Genomic DNA, 20325 nt, shown 5'->3' with positions numbered 1-20325 from the left:
AAGATTTGCCTCCGATTTTAGAAGTCAAAACCAACAGACTTCCAAATTGGGAATCAATACCTGGATGGCAGCTCAGTACATTCAAGACAAAAATGACGGAAGAAATGTAACCTTGCTTTCAGCAACGCCTTTTACCAACAAGCCTTTGGAATATTATTCCATTCTTTCTTTAATAGCAAATAAAAGATTAGAAGAATCGGGATATTTTAATGTGAATACATTCTTCGAGACCTTTATGGAAGCGGATAATGATATGGAAATTGATGCAAAAGGTGATGTGAAGTTTAAAGCCAATGTTCGGAGATTTAAAAACAATTCGCTGTTTCAGCAATTACTTTCGGAATTCATTGATATAAAAGGCGAAGAAGACAATCCTGAATTGATTCGTCCCAACAAAATTAACAAAGAGTATAAAATTGAACAGAATGATCTGACAAGAGAACAATATGACCTGCTCAATGAAAATTTCAGTGAAACTGAAAAGGGAGCAATTCTTACGCATATTCTTAACGCCCGACTGATTGCTATTTCGCCGTATTTGTCGCCATATTATGATGATGAAGAACCTTCTGTAAAAGAATTCATAGAAAATTCTCCAAAGTTGAAACAGACGATGGATTTAATAAGGCAGAATAGAAAAGACATTCCGGAATCGGGACAAATTATTTATTCTGAATTGGCGGTTGCTCAATTTCCAAAATTAAAAGAATATCTCATTACAGAAATTGGTTACAAACCCGAAGAAATCGGCATTATTACCGGATCTACCAATAAAAATCAAAGAATTACTATTCAAAATGATTTTAATAAAGGAAAAATAAAAGTAGTTATTGGTAGTGAAGCCATTCAGGAAGGCATGAATCTTCAGGAAAATACGACGGATGTGTACATGCTTACATTGCCATATAATTTCACGTCTTTGCGACAGGTGGAAGGACGGGCGTGGAGGCAAGGAAATAAAAACGAAACTGTGCGGATTAATTTTATGCTGACCAATGATAGTATTGATGTTTTTATGCTTCAAAAACTGCAATCCAAACAGGCTAGATATTTAGAAGCGATGAAAAAAGGAGCCGATGTTTTGGATATTTCAGACATCAGGACTCAAGAATTAAAAACCTCCATCATTACCAATCCCGAAACCAGAGCCAATATCGAAATCGAACTCATTAAAAAGAAGATTGAAAGTGAAAAAAATAAACATTTGGCCGATAGTGCATTTGTTCTGAGAAAATATGAAGATGTTTTGAAAGTAAAAGAATTGGTAACCCAAGCCGAGCATTCATATAATAGAATTGAAGGCTATTCGAAAAATGGCGATGCAAATGCTGAATATTGGGCAACCCAATTGCCATCTTATCAAAAAACAATCGACCTACATAAAGCTCAAGTACAAGAGGTTATTGAAAATTTAGCTCAGAAAGGAATAGATGTTACTCAAATTGAACATCAAACCAAAACCACTGAAGATAAAATTGCGGAACTGGATAAAAAGCTGGAAGAGCTTCCAAAAACGAGGGAGAATTTGCTGGCGTTGTACAAAGTAGAAAAAGCAGAACAATTAAAAATGAATGAGAACAGAGATTATGTTAAAGAAAGAGCCCTTGAGAATATAGTTTTATACAATAATTTAACAACAGTAGGCTTTATAGATAAAGTATTAAAACAAAAAGAGAATATTTACTTAGATAATTTTCAGAATGTTGTCCGAAGAAGGTAGTTATTTATTGGTATATAGCTCGGTAAGATATATTTATTGTTTATTACGGCTAATTATAAGAGATTTGTGCTTTACAAAATACTGCAGTGTAAATACTTTTTTTTAAAATCTTGTTAGTAATAAATTTAAAGAAAAATAGATAAAATTTAATATGTGTTTATAAATGTAAAATAATTAACTTTGTCACATGAATTTTCTCAGATTGCTTTTTACAGTCTACTTCATGGCATTATCATTAATGCCATGCATGGATGTTGCAAAGGCGCAATCAAAAAATGAAAATGTATCTAATTCCTATGTAAAATCTGAGCAAAACGATGCTCATTCAAAAACAGATTCTTGTTCTCCTTTTTGTTATTGTAACTGCTGCAGAATTAGCGTTACTTCCCTCAAAATAAAACCTGTTTTAGAATATCGTAAACAGATAAAAGAGTACTATTCTAAAAAAATTCTTTTCATAAAGAACGACTTTGCATATTTGGTGTACGATCAGATATGGCAACCTCCTAAAATATAATTTTTGTTGATCAGACGGAAGAATTGTCTTTCGTCTAAACTGTTATGGAAACATTGCAATAGTATTGCATTGCATTCCTATTCACTTTTGTCACCTGAATTCCAGAACACAACTTGTTCTGAAAGCAGTGACCTTCAATAAAAATTATATTCTAATGTTAGATAAAATCATAAGATTTAGCATCAAGAACAAGATTGTCATTGGTATAATGACCTTGTTGTTGATAATTTGGGGAGTTTGGAGCGCAACCAAACTTCCGATCGATGCCACACCTGACATCACCAACAATCAGGTTCAAATAATCACAGTCTGCCCTACGTTGGCAGGTCAGGAAGTTGAACAGTTGGTGACATTCCCTATAGAACAGAGTATTGCTAATGTTCCTGATATTGAGGAGACCAGAAGTATTTCACGATTCGGTTTGTCTGTAATCACTGTTGTATTTAAAGAAGAGGTTGACGTTTATTTTGCCCGCCAATTGATCAGTGAAAAGCTGAAGCAGGCTGCTGAAGAAATTCCAAAAGGAATTGGCACACCAGAGTTGGCTCCGGTAAGTACAGGACTTGGGGAAGTATATCAATACATCCTTCATCCAAAGAAAGGAAGTGAGAAAAAATACGATTCCAAAGAACTTCGTACAATGCAGGACTGGATCGTTCGAAGACAGCTTAATGGTACTCCCGGAGTTGCAGAGATTAACAGCTTCGGAGGACAGCTAAAACAATATGAGGTCGCTGTTAACCCTGATCGTCTACGAGCGATGGGAGTTAGTATTTCTGATATTTTTGCAGCTCTTGAAAAAAATAATCAGAACACAGGCGGAGCCTACATTGACAAAAAGCCTAATGCTTATTTTATCCGTGGAATTGGACTTGTGACCTCTCTTGAAGATGTTGGGAATGTTGTAGTTAAAAATGAAACAGGGAGTGTGCCTATATTCATTAAAGATGTTGCTGAGGTTCGTTTGGGAAGTGCGGTTCGATATGGTGCCATGACATTTAATGGTGAGGTGGATGCTGTAGGTGGAGTGGTGATGATGCTTAAAGGTGCTAATAGTAATGAGGTAGTGCAATTAATCAAAGAAAAAATACCAACTATTCAAAAATCTTTACCTACTGATGTGATTATTGAGCCTTATTTAGACAGAACTAATCTAGTTGGCAGAGCTATTGATACTGTCGAGAAAAATCTTATCGAAGGAGCGTTGATAGTGATTTTTGTGCTGGTAGTATTTCTCGGTAATTTACGAGCCGGTCTTATTGTGGCATCTGCCATTCCGTTGTCCTTACTCTTTGCTTTGGGAATGATGAACGTTTTCGGAGTAAGTGCCAACTTAATGAGTTTAGGGGCGATTGATTTTGGATTAATTGTCGACGGAGCTGTTATTATTGTTGAAGCGACTCTTCATCACTTAGGATTGCGGAAAACAACACGTCTTCTTACCCAGTCTGAGATGGATGAAGAGGTATTTCTTTCAGCTTCTAAAATCAGAAGCAGCGCAGCATTTGGGGAGATTATTATTTTGATTGTCTACATTCCTATTTTAACGTTAGTAGGTGTTGAGGGTAAGATGTTTACTCCGATGGCTAAAACTGTAGGTTTTGCAATCTTTGGTGCATTGATATTATCATTGACCTATATTCCAATGATGAGTGCACTTTTTTTATCGAAGAAAATCTCGCATAAAGAAAATTTCTCAGATAAAATGATGAACCGACTCCAAAAAATCTATCAACCTCTACTAGAGAAAGCTTTAAAAGTAAAATATTGGTTAGTAAGTGTTACTGTTGCATTATTTGCAGTTTCATTATTTATATTTGGAAGAATGGGGGGCGAGTTTATCCCTCAACTCCAAGAAGGTGATTTTGCTTTTCACTGTATTCTTCCACAGGGAAGTTCATTAAGTCAGAGTATTGAAACCTCTATGCAGGCCTCCAGGCTGATCAAGCAGTTTGACGAAGTTAAAATGGTTGTAGGGAAGACCGGTGCTGCTGAAGTGCCTACTGATCCAATGCCTCCTGAAGCTACTGATATGATGGTGATCTTAAAACCGCAAAGTGAATGGAAAACAAAAAAATCATATGATGAATTAGCAGATGAGATCTCTGAAAAGCTTGAAGCTATTCCCGGGGTATTTTTCGAAAAAAATCAACCGATCCAGATGCGTTTCAATGAGTTGATGACAGGAATCAGACAAGATGTAGCGGTTAAAATTTTTGGTGAAAATTTAGATTCTTTAGCGATATATGCGGATAAAACAGCAAAAATTATTCAGTCTGTTAATGGTGCGAGTGCTCCACAGATCGAACGTGTTAGTGGTCTTCCGCAAATTAATGTTGAATATGACCGCACAAGAATGGCTAATTACGGGCTGAATATTAAAGACGTAAATACTGCTGTAAGTACTGCTTTTGCAGGTCAGGCTGCAGGTCAGGTATTTGAGAATGAAAGAAGGTTTGATCTGGTGGTTCGTTTGGATAGTTTACATAGAACCAGTATTGATGATGTCAACAATCTGATGGTGTCTACGAAGACAGGAATACAGATCCCGCTTTCACAGGTGTCCAATATCAATTATAAACTTGGCCCCGCACAGATTAGTCGTGAGGCAGGTAAAAGGAGAATCGTCATTGGTTTTAACGTAAAAGGCCGAGATGTAGAAAGTGTAGTAGAAGAAATCCAGCAGAAGCTTAATAAAGAAAAATTACCATCAGGATATTATTATACATATGGCGGACAATTTGAGAATCTTAAAGCTGCCAGTAAACGACTGACCATTGCTGTACCTGTATCATTATTTTTGATCTTTATGCTGTTATATTTTACTTTTGGTTCGCTAAAGCAGGCTGCCTTGATCTTTACGGCAATTCCAATGAGTGCTATCGGCGGTATATTCGCGTTAATGCTTCGCGGTATGCCTTTTAGTATCAGCGCGGGAATTGGGTTTATTGCATTATTTGGTGTAGCGGTACTTAATGGTATTGTGTTGATCGGAACATTTAACGAGTTAGAGAAGGAAGGTGAAACCAATATTTTAAAACGTGTGATGGAAGGAACTAAAACTCGTCTGAGACCTGTTTTAATGACAGCCACAGTCGCATCATTAGGATTTTTACCTATGGCAATTTCAACCGGAGCCGGGGCAGAAGTTCAGAAACCTTTGGCGACCGTTGTAATCGGGGGACTGGTTACAGCAACTTTCTTGACTCTTTTTGTTTTACCGATGTTATACATTATCTTCAGTACTAAACTAAAAATCAAAAAGCCTTCAGGTAATAAGCCACTGACAGCGGTTTTAGTTTTAGGTTTTTTATTCATTGGACAGACCTTTAACGCACAACAAGGTACCCCTGTTACAGTTGAGGAAGCTACGAGCATCGCATTGACCAACAATAATTTAATGCGGTCGAAAGATTTGGATATTAAAGTAACAGAGGCACTGAAACCTACTGCTAAAGAACTTCCAAAAATGAGTTTAGATGCTCAGTTAGGCCAATACAACAGTAAAAAATTCGATCAATCTTTTTCTATATCTCAAAGTATTCCGTTTCCAACATTGTTTAAAGCAAGAAGAGAACTTATCGCTGAACAGATCAAAGGAAAGCAGATCAATAAGGAGATTTCGGTCAACGAACTTGCAAGACAGGTTAGGACCTATTACTATCAGATCGAATATCTGCAATTTAACCAGTCAAAATTAAAAAATCTGGATAGTTTATATCAGGATTTTATAAGAATTGCTACGGTCAGATTTAAATCAGGAGATATTAAAAAGATAGAGATCAATACTGCAGAAACTCAGAAAGGGGAGATCAATTTGTTGTTGAAGCAAAATGAAGTTTATTTGAATAATGCATACAAAAACTTAAAAACCTTATTGAATACTTCGGGAGACATCTCGGTTCCTTATAACACAAATTATGAGCCCCTGAAAGCTAATTATGTATTTGACAGCGCGTCAATAGCGAATCATCCAACAGTAAGGTCTTACTATCAGGAGATGACCATAGCAGAAAAAAATAAAAACGTTGAAAGGTCTCTGGGCCTACCTGATTTCAGTATAGGTTACACCAATCAGTCTTTAATCGGTACCCAGACGATCAATGGTATGGATCGGAATTTTAATGCGGGAAATAGATTTCACGCAGCAACTATTGGCGTTACGATTCCCCTGACTTTCGGTGCTACAAAAGCGAGAATGCAATCTTGGGAGTTCCAAAAGCAAGTAGCGGAATCTAATGCAAAATTACAGCAAAAACAGCTGGAAGCGCAACTGGAAAACGCTTTGAATCAATATCAGCAGGATGTAGAGCAATATAATTATTATATTAATCAGGCTATACCCAATGCTGAGAAAATAGCTAAAGCCGGACAATTGGGATATAAAACAGGAGAAATTTCCTACGTTGAATATCTTTTTGCGCTTCAGACTTCTACCAATATTCAATTAAAGTATCTCGAATCGATTCAACAGGTTAATCAATCTGTTATTACCATTAATTCTATCATAAACAAATAAAATGAAAATTAAATATAATATAGTATCTACGCTGTTAATTTCTTTTTTAGTCTTAAGCTGTGGAAAAAAAGAAGCCTCTGAGGAAACGGAAGTAAAAGCAAAAACCGAACAGGTAGAGGAGGCTCATGAAGAGGCACCGCAAACGATCGCGGCATTAACAGAAGAACAAATGAAAGCAGTCGGAATCTCCTTAGGTAAAATTGAGATGAAAGATCTGACCTCACTTGTTAAAGCCAATGGTGTATTGAGTGTTCCCAACAATAGAAAAGCTACCGTTACCTCTCTGTATGGTGGGGTGATTAAGACATTAAATGTACAGATAGGAGATCATGTGAGGAAAGGGCAGGTAATTGCATCAATCAATAATCCCGAGTATATTCAGCTTCAGGAGCAATATCTTACAGTGAACAGCAGGATCGCGTTTGCTGAACAGGAATATAGAAGGCAACGTGAACTATTTGATAATGATGCCGGAGCAAAAAAGAATCTGCAAAGCTCTGATGCTGAATTAAAAAGTTTAAGAACCCAAAGATCATCACTACAGAGACAGCTCCAGCTTATGGGGATCAGCCCGGGTAAAGTAAGCAATGGTAATCTACGATCTGGGTTGGTTATAACTTCACCGATCAGTGGAACCGTAAGCAGTATCAATGCGCAGATTGGAAGTTATGTTGATGTGGCATCACCAGTTCTTGATATTATTGATAATAGTTCTATCCATTTAGATCTTCAGGTTTTTGAAAAGGATCTACCTAAAATGAAAGTTGGACAAACTGTACAGTTTAAGCTGACCAATAATCCGGAAACTTTGTATAACGCTACCGTATTTAGTATCGGGTCGTCATTCGAAAATGAGAGTAAAACGATCTCTGTACATGCGAGTGTTACAGGAAATAAAGTGGGGTTGATCGATGGGATGAATGTTACCGGAATGGTAAGCCTTGGAAACTCAAGCACCGCTGCCGTTCCTGATGAAGCAATCGTGGAAGCTGACGGTAAATTCTATGTTTTCATACAGACTTCTAAAAAGCCTGAAGAACATGCTGAAGAGGAAGAAGGGGGTGAGAAAGAGGAAGGTACAAAAGAGGCAGCGCATACCAAGAATCAAGGAAAAACATTGAATTTTGAGAAAATAGAAATTGTTAAAGGTTCTTCAGATCTAGGTTATACTGCAATCACTCCAGTGACCAAAATTGCACCTGATACAAACATTGTGGTAAAAGGTGCATTCTTCGTCAATGCTAAATTATCTAATGCCGGAGGTCATGAGGATTAGATTTTTAAAAGCTGAAGCCTTTATTTAAACTTTCAGTTGCAATAAAAATATCATTATGCTACGAGATAAAGCAATGCATTAATTCGACCTCTAGCATAATGTTATCTTTAAATCTATAAAATCAAAGTTATGTTACTAAACAAGAAAATCTCAATCTGGTATTTTATTGATCAAATTAAAAGTCAAATATTACTTATTGTTATATTAGCAGTAGGTACAGGTTTGCTGGATCTGCATCCTATCTTCACTAAAATAACCATTCCGCTAAGTATTCCCGCAATTCTTGGAACTGCTGTCTCATTGCTTCTTGCATTCAGGACGGCGCAGTCTTATGAAAGGTGGTGGGAGGCGAGAACTGTTTGGGGAGCCATCGTCAATGATTCAAGATCTTTTATCCGTTTAATAAATCAATTCGTACCTCAAGATGGTGCGGACGTTAAAATATTTGCAGAGAGACAAATCGTATGGGTCTATGCCTTGGGTGAAGCATTAAGGAAACAGCCCTTTACCAATAAAGTAGTTGAGTATTTGCATACACATCAAATCAATGCAGTCAATATACCCAATGCGATTTTGGATGAACATTCTTATCACGTAAGACAGATAGCCGAAAAAGGTCTGATTTCAGATTTTAAGGAAGTTCAGCTCAATGAAGTTCTCATGAGGCTTTGTGACAATATGGGAAAATGTGAACGATTGAAAAATACGGTGTTTCCAAGGGCATATAGTATTCTGATCCACACCTTGATTTACGTCTTTGCATTTATCCTTCCTTTCGGATTGGAAGATTCCCAGCTTACTTTGGAAATAATTACGACGATCATTATTCCTCTGATATTTGTAGCCATTGAGAAAACAGCGATCATCATGCAGGACCCCTTCGAGAATACTCCTGTAGATACGCCAATGACCTCTATCGCACAAACCATAGAAATCAACATTCTGCAGATGATCAAAGAGAAAGATATTCCTATTAAAAAAGAAAATAATACCTACTTCGAAATGTAGAGTCAATCCAGTAAAAACATAAAATTATGAGCGACACAAATAAACAGATTGTATCAGCATCTAGTAGGCATAAGAAAAACTTACTTATCGTTCTGGCACTTAGTGGGACTTATCTGATCGCTGAAGTCATTGGAGGTATTGCAACAAAAAGTCTTGCATTACTAGCAGATGCCGCGCATATGCTGACAGATGTTGTCGGTTTACTCTTAGCATTTATTGCCATCAAAATTGGTGAAAGAAAGGCAAGTCCTAAAAAGACATTTGGGTATTATCGAACAGAAATTTTGGCTGCTGTCATCAATGCTGTTGTTCTGTTGGGTATTTCATTATTTGTTTTATACGAGGCATTTCAGAGATTTAAAAATCCTCCTGAAGTACAAAGTGGCTCCATGATGATTGTTGCAGGAATTGGACTTGTGGTGAATATCATCGGTATCCTTATTATCAGAAAGGATTCCAACGCAAGTCTTAATATGAAAGGTGCTTATTTTGAAGTTTTGTCGGATATGCTGACATCGGTAGGAGTAATGATCGCGGGCGTGATCATGCTGACAACACAGTGGTATTATGCAGATCCGATCATTTCTGCGGCTATAGGTCTATTGATTATTCCCAGAACCTTAAAGTTGCTTATGGAAGCGGTTAATGTCTTACTGGAAGGTACACCTAAAGATGTAGATATCAGCAAGCTTCGATCTTCACTGGAAGAACTTTCGGGAATCAAGGAAATCCACGATCTACATGTCTGGTCGCTTACATCAGGCGTTAATGCCATGAGCGCACATGTGATTGCAGATGATAACAAAAATCGCAATGAACTCCTGCAAATATTAATAGATAAAGCAACGACAGATTTTAAAATAACCCATACCACTTTTCAAATCGAATATGAAGGTTATGATGAAACTGAAATACACTTGTAGATGAATGATCAGAATAGATTGAAAATGAAATGAAATCTAAATGATTATTTCTATATCAAATAAAATTGATTTCTAAAGAATTAATGATGTAATCACTTATAAAACTTGTTTATGAAACTAATTAAAATTAAGCGAAGCAGTTATAGCCTGCTCATTAATTTTTTCTTATTATATATAATTTTTTCCTTTGTCCTCAGGATAGGATTTTCTATTGCCAGCCTTCAAAAGGCAGAGATCAGTTTTCTTTCATTGCTGAATGTATTTGCTCTGGGATTTTTATTTGATATAGGGGTAGGGGTGTTTTTTGTGCTACCGTACAGTCTGTACCTGCTTTTATTTCCTCAGAAATATAATAATTCGCTTTTCAATAGAGCTATGACTTTTTTTTGCTTTAATGTAGCTGTGCTTATATTATTGTTTTCATTTTTTGCTGAAGTAACATTCTGGCAGGAATTTGAAAGTCGGTTTAATTTTATTGCAGTTGATTATTTGGTTTATACCTATGAAGTAATCAATAATATTAATGAATCATATCCTTTGCCATTGCTCATTACAGCCATGTTAATAATGACTTCTTTGGTGTTTTTACTTTTCTATAAAAGGCATTACTTCACAGATAATTTTAAGGGCAGTACACCTTTTTTACAAAGATTCTTTATCTTTTTCGGATTGCTTTTCATTTCAGTCATTTATGCATTTTTTATTGACAACAGTTTAGCAGAGAATAGCGAAAACAGGTATCGGAATGAGCTGTCAAAATCAGGAATCTATTCTTTTTTTTCTGCATATAAAAATAACGAGATCAATTATGAACACTTCTATAAACTCATCGATAATAGGGTGGCGTTTAATATTGTGAGAACTGATCTCCAGGAATCTAACTCAGATTACTTATCAAATGATTTCTCAATCTTACGTAACATTAAGGGAGCTGACTCCTATGAGAAGCCCAATGTTATTATGATCACATTGGAAAGTTTCAGTGCAGACTTTATGAAAACATTTGGCAACAATCAGAATCTGACACCTACGTTGGACTCATTGGCGAATCAAAGCATTTTATTTACCAATATGTATGCTACCGGAACAAGAACCGTGCGAGGAATGGAGGCACTTTCACTTGCCGTTCCGCCTACACCGGGGAATAGTATTGTCCGCAGGAAAGAAAATGATAATCTGAGCACTGTAGGATCGATCTTCAGTCAAAAGGGATATGATACTTCTTTCTTATATGGTGGTGATGGTTATTTTGATAATATGAATAATTATTTCGGTAATAATGGATACACAATTGTAGACCGGAAAAGAAATTCTTTTGTAGGGGAAGATTATCAGTCTCCAAGAATACCAATAGAAGACAAGGAGGTCACTTTTGAAAATGCCTGGGGTATTAGTGATGAAAATCTTTATGATCAGGTGATAAAGCAAGCAGATCAAAAATTTGCAGCGGGGAAACCTTTTTACGATTTTGTAATGAACACTTCCAATCATCGTCCTTATACATATCCTGAAGGAAAGATTGATATTCCCTCGGGATCGGGAAGGGAAGGCGCCGTGAAATACACAGATTATGCGATCGGTCAGTTTTTTAAAAAGATAAAGAATAAATCCTGGTACAAAAATACCATTGTTATAATTGTTGCAGATCATTGTGCCAGCAGTGCGGGCAAGAACGATATCGATGTTGCAAAATATCATATCCCAGCAATGATTGTCAACTTGAACAACAAGAAACCATTCAGAATTGAAAAAATGTGCTCTCAGATCGACCTGTATCCAACACTTTTCTCACTTTTAGGATGGACGTATGAGAGTAATCTTTATGGTAAAAATGTTTTAAGCGAAACTTATACTCCAAGAATATTTGTAAGTACCTATCAGAAACTCGGATATATGGAAAACAACAAATTGGTTATTCTAGGTCCGCAGCAAAAAACAGAGACGTATTTGTATGATAAGGAGAATAATAAACAAAATCCAGAGATGCTATCTGAGCAGTATGTGAAAAAAGCAATAGCAAATTATCAGTCAGCCTACTATCTTTTCAAGAATGACGGATTAAAACAGAAGCAGATAAAAAAGGTAAATATAACCACAACTAGATAACGTGATGTAAAATGGATATAAAATTTGAACTTTTACTTGCCGGAAAATTATTATTAGCACTTTTTTTTGGTGCATTAATAGGTTTCGAAAGGGAAACGGCTCACAAAGATGCCGGAGTTCGTACTTTTGGCGTTCTGTGTATGGCTTCTTGTCTATTTGTGGCGGTTGCCTCTCATTTAACAGATGACAAATCTGCAATAGCAAGAATGTTGGCTGCGATACCTGCCGGTTTAGGATTTATCGGAGCAGGACTGGCATTTAAAGATAGTTCCAAAAGTATGCAGGGGCTTACAACATCCACAGCTTTATGGGCTGCATCGGCAATAGGATCTGCACTTGCGCTGAATATGTTTCTGTTATCATTTTTAGCAACCGTTCTAACCTTGTTTATCTTAAGTATTAACAAATTTGGCTGGTACAAAAAAATTATAAAATTAGGAAGCCAACCCGATAAAGATATATAACACGTAACCTTACAATCATTAAATAAATATTATTATGGAACATAAACACACCTACGACGAGAATGGTAAGCAATTGTGCTGTACTCCGCAAGAAGGCAAAATCTATAAAAATGCCGGAGCAAAAAAATTAGTTGAAGAAGACGGAGACCGCATTCCAAAGAAAAAAAAGGAAGAGCATCAACATTCAGATGATGATGGACATGATCATGGAGAAACTGATAAAACGGCTTTTCAGATGTTCTTGCCTGCGATTATTTCATTGGTACTTTTATTAATTGGCATTGCACTGGACAATTACATCAAACCGGAATGGTTTAAAGACTGGGTACGAATTGTCTGGTACGGTGTTGCTTATCTACCGGTAGGTCTACCTGTTTTAAAAGAGGCTTTTGAGAGTATCAAACAAGGTGACGTGTTTTCAGAATTTTTCCTTATGAGCATTGCAACAATTGGAGCATTCATTATCGGAGAATTTCCTGAAGGAGTAGCGGTTATGTTGTTCTATGCAGTAGGAGAGGTTTTTCAGACTCTGGCTGTGTCGAGAGCTAAGACCAATATTAAGGCTCTTTTAGATCAACGTCCTGATGAGGTAACGATTATTGAAAATAATCAGCCTAAAAAAATCAAAGCTGCCGAAGCAAAAATCGGGGATACTATTCAGCTAAAATCAGGTGAAAAACTGGCATTGGATGGAGAACTGATCTCCGATTCTGCGTCTTTCAATACCGCAGCATTAACTGGAGAGAGCAAACCTGATTCTAAAAATAAAGGGGAAACAGTTTTAGCCGGAATGATCAATATGAACAGTGTAGCTTTGGTTAAGGTTAATACGGCTTATGAGGACAGCAAACTCAGCAAGATCCTCGAACTTGTACAGAATGCAACAGCTCAAAAAGCTCCAACTGAACTTTTTATCAGAAAATTTGCGAGAATATATACACCGATCGTAGTAGCGTTAGCTGTTTTGATTTGCATTGTACCTTATTTCTTTGTTGATGATTATGTTTTCAGAGATTGGTTGTACAGAGCATTGATATTCTTAGTGATCTCTTGTCCGTGTGCATTGGTGATCTCTATTCCGCTTGGCTATTTTGGAGGTATCGGAGCCGCGAGCCGCAACGGTATTCTATTTAAAGGAAGCAACTTTTTGGATAAAATCGCTGAGATTCAGAATGTGGTAATGGATAAAACCGGAACTATGACGGAGGGTGTTTTCAAAGTTCAGGACGTTACCATTGAAGAGGAATTTGATAAGGATGAGATTCTCCAATTGGTCAATGTTGTTGAAAGTAAAAGTACCCATCCTGTTGCTACTGCTGTTCATGAGTTTGTAGGAGAAATCAACAATTCAATCAATTTAGAGGATACTGAAGAAATTGCAGGGCATGGTCTTAAAGCTAGAGCTAATGGAAAAGAAATCCTGGTTGGTAATTTTAAACTACTGGATAAATTCAATATCAGTTATGATGTAGATCCTTCCAAAATTGTATACACGGTCATAGCAATTGCTTATGATGGGAAATTTGCAGGTTTCATTACCATTGCCGACCGAATCAAGGACGATGCAAAACAAGCAGTTGAAAAACTTCATAGTTTGAATGTAAAAGCGACTATGTTAAGCGGTGATAAAACAACTGTTGTAAAGTATGTGGCAGAACAAATTGGTATTGACAATGCTTTTGGAGACCTGCTTCCGGAGGATAAGGTCAACAAGGTAAAAGAAATCAAAGCTAGAAATGAAAGTGTAGCTTTTGTTGGTGACGGCGTAAATGATGCGCCTGTTGTAGCATTAAGTGATGTTGGAATAGCAATGGGTGGACTTGGTAGCGATGCAACCATCGAAACTGCCGATGTTGTGATCCAGGACGATAAACCATCAAAAATACCTATGGCAATCAATATTGGGAAGAAGACCAAAAGAATTGTGTGGCAGAATATCATTCTTGCCTTTGTCGTAAAAGCTATCGTACTTGTACTCGGAGCTGGTGGCCTTGCTACGATGTGGGAAGCAGTATTCGCTGATGTGGGAGTTGCTTTGATAGCAATACTGAATGCAGTTAGAATTCAAAGAATGAAATTTTAAAAGAGATTATCACAGATAAAAATAGAGCAAATTCTAGTATCCTGTTTCCTTAGGATATTACAATTCTAAGGAAAATTTGCCTCCACTCATATTATTAAGATTGAGTTCCCATAAAAGATGGGAACAGGGAAGTTACATCCAATTTTACGATATAAAATTGAATACTATTAATGTTAGATCCGAACAATAAAAATCAGAAATATAATTTTTATGTGGACTTATGTAAAAAAAAACTCAATACTAATCCTTTTACTGAAATTCTCTCTAAGTATTTATGCTCAGGATAGTTTGTCATTGCAAAAAACTGCTCAACAAGATTCTTTAATAATAAGAGATGATACTTTGGATTATAAAAAACTTATTGTTCCGGTTAGCTTGATATCGGCAGGTGCAATTGGTTTTACAATTCCTGAAATCAAAAAGTTTGATTATGATGTGAGAAGGGAGGTAAACGATCATACATTAAACAATTCAAAATTAGACAACTATACCTTATTTGTACCAGCTGCGCTCGTTTATGGTTTAAACATAGCGGGTGTTCGAGGGAAACATAACTTAAAAGATCGAACGATCATTTTAGCAACATCACAAGCTATCTTATTGGCAATAGTTATTCCTTCAAAATCATTGATCGGCAGGGAGCGGCCTGATCAATCAAATTATATGTCATTTCCCTCAGGTCATGCAGCGATCGCATTTTCAACTGCACAGTTTATGTTCAGAGAATATAGGGACAGCAATTATTGGATCAGTCTGTCAGGATATCCGTTTGCCATTTTTACTAGTGTCTACAGAATCATCAATAATAAGCATTGGGTTACAGATGTCCTGTCTGGTGCTGGTATCGGAATTCTTTCTACTGAGATAGCATATTGGTTATATCCAAAGATCAAAACTTTATTTAAAAGTAAGAATGAAAAAACATTATCTATGATTTCTCCTTATTTCCAGAAGAGTTATCAGCAGAAAAGTTTTGGTTTGAATTACCAGCTTTTTTTTTAAAATGAGAAATTATGGGATTTAAAAGACGATCTAGAAGACGAATAATCAGGAGGGGAAAGCATCGGCTTGCGTCAGAAGATATATTCTATTTGATAGTTTTTAGTATCCTGATACTATCTCTTATAACGTATGGATTTAAGAAATATTTTCATCCTGTCAAAGACCATCATTTTAAATATCATCGAAGTAAAAATTAAATCAATCTACTTCTTAAAACGATCAATAGTCAACTAAGGACAGATAAAAATAATATTTTTTTAGAGTAAAGTTTTAACATATCACGTTTTTAAAGGACATTTAATATTATTTAGATGTTTCAAGTAATATTGTTTAAAAAAATGGAAAGTATTTGAAATCAGTAGATTACGGCTTTATTTTGGCATCTTATTTGCCTTTCACAAATAACAACATATATAAATTAATATTCACCTTCAAAATTAAAATGTTATGAACAACGAAGATCAAAAAAAAGAGACACACGACCATTCGGAACATCACGAACACAAAGAACATCATCCGCACAAGGAACATCACGAGGGTCCTGAACATGCAGATGAGCCGGAGCATCACGATGAGGCTGAGCATCATCAAGAAAAAGAACATCACGATGAGAAAGAACATCATGATGAGAATAAGAAGTAAATAGCATAGTTCTTATAAATACTGAATTTCAATACTGGAATTCAGTATATTTTTAATAATATTACGTACCGTATTTTAATCTTTCTTCATAATTGAGCATTTTAAAATATTAATATTTAATTAAGTCGTTGTTTATAAAATCTAGATTGAATTCGCTAATTCCAGTAATCCTACGAAACAGTCTTTCTTGCTTTTTGTCCCTTAACAAAAACATAAAGAATATCAACGGAGTATTAAATCAACAATGACTTTTTGCTCAATCCTAAGATCTGCGGTGGCAAATTATTAGAAATACGTTGAAATACCAAAGCTGAAGCCTACAGTCTTTGCCGCAGGGTTCGCAAAAATGTCTTTCTGTTTCTGAAACCTATAATTAAGTCTAAAAACAGTTTGTGCATTGGGTCTGAAACTGATTGCAGGCATAATACTCCATAAATCATCTCCAATTTTACTGTTGTCTTCTTTGAAATGACCTACGTTCCAATCTACATACTCGAAACGGCATGCAAGATTAACAGTTGCTTTTTCCCAATCCAAAATTTTTCTTTTAATTATTGGCTGAACGATGTCTATAAATCCTCCATGTTGCCTGTCTCCATATTGTTGTGTATAAGTTTCCGGAACATCTACTTTTACCCACGCCCATTCTGCGGTAATTAAAGTTCCCAGATTTGGAAGTGTATTATTATAATCCAATGCAAATACCCGAACCCTTCTTTTATCGTCAACCTGAAGACCTTCATCCTGAAATTTATTATAGATTCCTCCCATATAAGAGGCTCCAAATTCTCCTGCTTTTTCATGTCTTGTGGCAATTTTTGCTGTTAAAAGAGGAACACCGCTGTTAATTTCTTCAAAACGTTCAGGATTACTTTTGGCAGCAGGTAAGTATGTTTTGTTTTGATTATTGTCAATAATTGAGTTATCAAAATTTCCGGAGATATAAACCTCGTAGCCGAACATCCACTCGGCTTTATACATTTTTCCATATAATCCGAAACCAGCATTACTGAATGTAGCAGGCAACATTTCTGTAGCAGATATAGGACGATCGGTAAACTCCCATTTCGGACCGTCATGATTTTGGTTGAAAGCACCAATTGGATTCATAATAATTCCTCCTCTCAAATTAAGCAAGGGATTAAACTCTACATCAATGGCAGCAAATTCAATATTAATCTCTTTACCTCCTTCTTCTAATTCTATTTCACTCAGAAATTTAATTTTTGAGGAAATTGTAGAAGATACAAAAAGTGTCATCCTACGTAATTGAAATTGATGTCCATCAGATATACCATCAGTGCTGATATGCTGCCAATTGGCTTCCGCATAGCCACCAATAGAGACAGGCACTTTCCCTAATCCTAAGAAGGGACGCTTGTAAACGGCATCCATGTTCAAAGAGCGAGAACTGTCTACAGGTATTCTTTTTAGTAATTCAGAATCTATCTGTGCTGTGGCTTCCTGAAAAATTAAAATTATAATTAGATAGATAATTTTTTTCATACCGGTTTTTTTAAAGAAATTTTCAAAAAATCCGATTCTATGTATACTGGAAATTTTCTTAAGGTCTGATCAGCAGGACCGTTTTGTACTAAACCTTGGTTGGAAAATTCACTACCATGTGCAGGACACTGTAGCTTATCTCCAAATACTTGTAACTGGCTACCCTGATGGGTACATTGCATCCATAATGCTTCATACTCAGTTTCCGAAAAACGAAATACACAAATGGGATATTTGAGAGATTCATTTTGAATAATTACATAGGATAATTTTTTGTCAGGATATTTTGTATCCATAAAATCCTCCAAAGGCAATATGATATAATCGTCTTTAATCGCTCCTGAAATCATTTTATTGCTTATACACCCTGAAAGAATGGGAGGAATTGCAGTAAAGCCTAAACAGACCAAACTGCATTTTTTGAGAAATTCAAGTCTGTCCATAATTATAAGGATTTCAAAAATTTAATAATAGCTTCTTTTTCTTGGACTGGTAATTGAGTGTAATTGGTTCTGCTGGTTGCAGCCTCTCCCCCGTGAAGCTGTATTGCTTCTTCTATACTTTTTGCCCTGCCATCATGCATTAAGAAGTATTGACCGCCTTGTGATTTTGGAGATAAACCTAACCCCCACAGTGCAGGCGTACGCCATTCATAAGTTTTCGCAGTGCCTTCCGTATAGTTGTCATCCAAAGAAGCACCCATATCATGAAGTAATAAGTCTGTGTACGGATAAAACTTTTTATTGGATAATGGTGAAATTGAGGAGGATGAAGTTTTCAGTTCCGGGACATGACATTTATTACAACTTATCTGAGAAAATATAGTCTGACCTTGTTTAATGATACTATTTTCTGCGTCTCGCTGAATAGGTGTTTTCAATGTACGAAGATAAAATACAACATCTGCGATGGTCTTATCAGAAACTTCGGGATCAACATTCATTCCTGAATAAACATCGTGAGGATTAAAAGTTGAAGTAATGCCCATATCTTGATTGTAAGCATTAACGGTTTGTTGTAGTAAACTGTATGTGGATGCCTTTTTACCAAATCTTCCGATATACTTCCCTCCTTTTGTTACAGCAAAGAAGAATGGTGCTTGATATGCCGGAAGATCAATATAATTGGGGACTCCTGAGATGCCATCATTATTTGTATCACAAGGGTCAGCCATTGCCAAAATATCCATATCAGAAACCAATTCAATAAAACCTAATCCGGTATTGGCAGGCGGAGTAAATTTAGAAAATGTTGCTCCGGGAGGAATTGCTTCCGGAGTATAACCTGGTATCGCCCTATTTTGCAATTGAGGACCACCTAAAAGCAAAAATAAATTTCCTGTTTCGTCAGTCTGTCCAAAACGTATAAGAGTAGTAAAGGGAGTCCCTTTTCCATCACCAGCATGACAGCTTCCACAACTTGTTGCCACGAAGGTTGGACCAAGACCTTTCCCGACCGTGAAGGTTTCATCGTTAAAGGCGATATCCCCTCGCAAAAATTGTTGGTTTTCAGCATATGATAACCCCACAATGGAGCCATCAAGTAATTCACTCTCATCTATCGCTTCAGGCTGAAGTTTATCACAAGCTTGTACGATCAGAAAAAGAAGATAGAAAATTATAATAATAGGTATATATCTCTTGCTCACGTTTTTTTTTCAAATATAATAAAAAGTTAGATTAATCTAACTTTTTATTTCGCTATGTCTAATTATTTTTATGACTGCTGTGCATTTATAGCAAACACTATAAATAAAGATTAGATAATTTGAAACGGAATTTAATCTCAGGATATGTGCTGTTAGGATATTTTTCTTGAAAAACAATAACCTTTATCGCATAGTAAATTAATGTGGATATTGAACAGTCCTAGTGTACAAATTTTAATAGCCAGACGAAACAGTTGGTTGCCAAGTGCTAAGGTTGACCGTCTTAATAGTAGTAGGTAATTATTTTTTGTAAATTATACAATTTTACCATCTAAACTTACCAAAGATAAAAAGGATGATAGTTCATTAATGATTTTTGGTTTGGGGATTTATATCAAAAGCGAAAAATGATTAGGGCAGGGTATATTTGTTATTTGAAAATCTGTGGATTATGGAAGAGATAGAAAAAAGATCTACATTTATTTGTGAAAAATAAAAAAAAACATATCTTTGCACCAGTAAAAACGACGCACTCTATTTTTGTTTATTAAAGTGACCTATTCGGTGACCTAAAAATAAGAGAACGACATAAAGCTTATGGATAGGGAGTTTTTCAAATAAGAACAAGTCCCGTCCGGATCGCAACTGTGAATACAGAATCGTTCAAAATGCTTTAAAACGTATGTTTTAAAGCATTTTTTGTTTTATGTAAGTTCAGATTGGGCTAAAAAAACATAATCTGGAAGTATCGGATCAGTATCAAAAGTTGGGGACTACGCAAAAATTTGGGATAATCTGAAAAGGAAAAAAGCGGATCAGTACCAAAACTTGTGTTTAAGCAAAAATGTTTTGTAGTCTGAATAGAAAAAACGCCCGATCCCTAACTCCTCTGAAGTTGCTTCTAAATTTTT

At 36.0% G+C, this 20325-nt stretch carries 14 protein-coding genes; 10 read left to right on the top strand and 4 right to left on the bottom strand.

What is annotated here, in order from left to right; genetic code table 11:
* The 10 genes from DRF58_RS15645 to DRF58_RS15600 all read left to right on the top strand — a co-directional run.
* On the top strand, positions 1-1720 hold a 1720-nt coding region (locus DRF58_RS15645; protein ID WP_262510772.1), incomplete at its 5' end, for a helicase-related protein.
* Positions 1721-1907: 187 nt separating this feature from the next.
* Positions 1908-2237, top strand: coding sequence for a DUF6660 family protein (locus tag DRF58_RS19065; protein WP_228428850.1), 330 nt, complete (start codon positions 1908-1910; stop codon positions 2235-2237).
* A gap of 154 nt (positions 2238-2391) precedes the next feature.
* The gene (locus DRF58_RS15635) at positions 2392-6756 is read left to right on the top strand and encodes a CusA/CzcA family heavy metal efflux RND transporter (RefSeq protein ID WP_081780193.1); all 4365 of its coding nucleotides are present in this window, start codon (positions 2392-2394) and stop codon (positions 6754-6756) included.
* Between the two features lies 1 nt (position 6757).
* Entirely contained in the window at positions 6758-8032 is a 1275-nt protein-coding gene (locus tag DRF58_RS15630; protein ID WP_116036762.1) for an efflux RND transporter periplasmic adaptor subunit, read from the top strand.
* Positions 8033-8161: 129 nt separating this feature from the next.
* A complete protein-coding gene (locus DRF58_RS15625) occupies positions 8162-9040 on the top strand; it encodes a bestrophin family protein (protein WP_063970323.1) in 879 nt (292 codons plus the stop codon).
* Between the two features lie 26 nt (positions 9041-9066).
* Positions 9067-9963: a cation diffusion facilitator family transporter gene (locus tag DRF58_RS15620; RefSeq protein WP_063970324.1), complete on the top strand. Its 897-nt coding sequence runs from the start codon at positions 9067-9069 to the stop codon at positions 9961-9963.
* Between the two features lie 375 nt (positions 9964-10338).
* Complete coding sequence (locus tag DRF58_RS15615; RefSeq protein WP_245955519.1) at positions 10339-12069, top strand: LTA synthase family protein; 1731 nt, start codon at positions 10339-10341, stop codon at positions 12067-12069.
* A gap of 11 nt (positions 12070-12080) precedes the next feature.
* Entirely contained in the window at positions 12081-12533 is a 453-nt protein-coding gene (locus DRF58_RS15610; protein ID WP_028123476.1) for an MgtC/SapB family protein, read from the top strand.
* Positions 12534-12567: 34 nt separating this feature from the next.
* Positions 12568-14616, top strand: coding sequence for a heavy metal translocating P-type ATPase (locus tag DRF58_RS15605; RefSeq protein WP_028123477.1), 2049 nt, complete (start codon positions 12568-12570; stop codon positions 14614-14616).
* A 210-nt stretch (positions 14617-14826) separates the two neighbouring features.
* Positions 14827-15618 (top strand): phosphatase PAP2 family protein, encoded by a 792-nt coding sequence (locus DRF58_RS15600; protein WP_116036759.1) that lies wholly within the window; start codon positions 14827-14829, stop codon positions 15616-15618.
* 445 nt (positions 15619-16063) lie between these two features.
* Here the strand turns inward: DRF58_RS15600 and DRF58_RS18620 are convergent, their stop codons facing one another.
* From DRF58_RS18620 to DRF58_RS15580, 4 genes are all read right to left on the bottom strand, one after another.
* Positions 16064-16267: a hypothetical protein gene (locus DRF58_RS18620; protein ID WP_206605235.1), complete on the bottom strand. Its 204-nt coding sequence runs from the start codon at positions 16265-16267 to the stop codon at positions 16064-16066.
* Between the two features lie 278 nt (positions 16268-16545).
* Complete coding sequence (locus DRF58_RS15590) at positions 16546-17766, bottom strand: hypothetical protein (protein WP_116036757.1); 1221 nt, start codon at positions 17764-17766, stop codon at positions 16546-16548.
* Complete coding sequence (locus DRF58_RS15585) at positions 17763-18209, bottom strand: QcrA and Rieske domain-containing protein (RefSeq protein ID WP_051879933.1); 447 nt, start codon at positions 18207-18209, stop codon at positions 17763-17765. Before DRF58_RS15585 ends, DRF58_RS15590 begins: the two co-directional genes overlap by 4 nt.
* Positions 18210-18211: 2 nt before the next feature.
* A complete protein-coding gene (locus tag DRF58_RS15580; RefSeq protein ID WP_034975902.1) occupies positions 18212-19414 on the bottom strand; it encodes a di-heme oxidoredictase family protein in 1203 nt (400 codons plus the stop codon).
* Positions 19415-20325 lie beyond the last annotated feature (911 nt).

This window comes from Epilithonimonas hispanica (genome assembly GCF_003385395.1).
GTDB classification, from domain to species: domain Bacteria; phylum Bacteroidota; class Bacteroidia; order Flavobacteriales; family Weeksellaceae; genus Epilithonimonas; species Epilithonimonas hispanica.
This window is presented reverse-complemented; position numbering and strand designations above follow the sequence as displayed.

Excerpts from the sequence above, each read along its gene's own strand:
- DRF58_RS19065 (WP_228428850.1), top strand. The coding sequence starts at position 1,908 with ATGAATTTTCTCAGATTGCTTTTTACAGTCTACTTCATGGCATTATCA.
- DRF58_RS15635 (WP_081780193.1), top strand. The coding sequence starts at position 2,392 with ATGTTAGATAAAATCATAAGATTTAGCATCAAGAACAAGATTGTCATT.
- DRF58_RS15630 (WP_116036762.1), top strand. The coding sequence starts at position 6,758 with ATGAAAATTAAATATAATATAGTATCTACGCTGTTAATTTCTTTTTTA.
- DRF58_RS15625 (WP_063970323.1), top strand. The coding sequence starts at position 8,162 with ATGTTACTAAACAAGAAAATCTCAATCTGGTATTTTATTGATCAAATT.
- DRF58_RS15620 (WP_063970324.1), top strand. The coding sequence starts at position 9,067 with ATGAGCGACACAAATAAACAGATTGTATCAGCATCTAGTAGGCATAAG.
- DRF58_RS15615 (WP_245955519.1), top strand. The coding sequence starts at position 10,339 with ATGACTTTTTTTTGCTTTAATGTAGCTGTGCTTATATTATTGTTTTCA.
- DRF58_RS15610 (WP_028123476.1), top strand. The coding sequence starts at position 12,081 with ATGGATATAAAATTTGAACTTTTACTTGCCGGAAAATTATTATTAGCA.
- DRF58_RS15605 (WP_028123477.1), top strand. The coding sequence starts at position 12,568 with ATGGAACATAAACACACCTACGACGAGAATGGTAAGCAATTGTGCTGT.
- DRF58_RS15600 (WP_116036759.1), top strand. The coding sequence starts at position 14,827 with ATGTGGACTTATGTAAAAAAAAACTCAATACTAATCCTTTTACTGAAA.
- DRF58_RS18620 (WP_206605235.1), bottom strand. The coding sequence starts at position 16,267 with ATGCTATTTACTTCTTATTCTCATCATGATGTTCTTTCTCATCGTGAT.
- DRF58_RS15590 (WP_116036757.1), bottom strand. The coding sequence starts at position 17,766 with ATGAAAAAAATTATCTATCTAATTATAATTTTAATTTTTCAGGAAGCC.
- DRF58_RS15585 (WP_051879933.1), bottom strand. The coding sequence starts at position 18,209 with ATGGACAGACTTGAATTTCTCAAAAAATGCAGTTTGGTCTGTTTAGGC.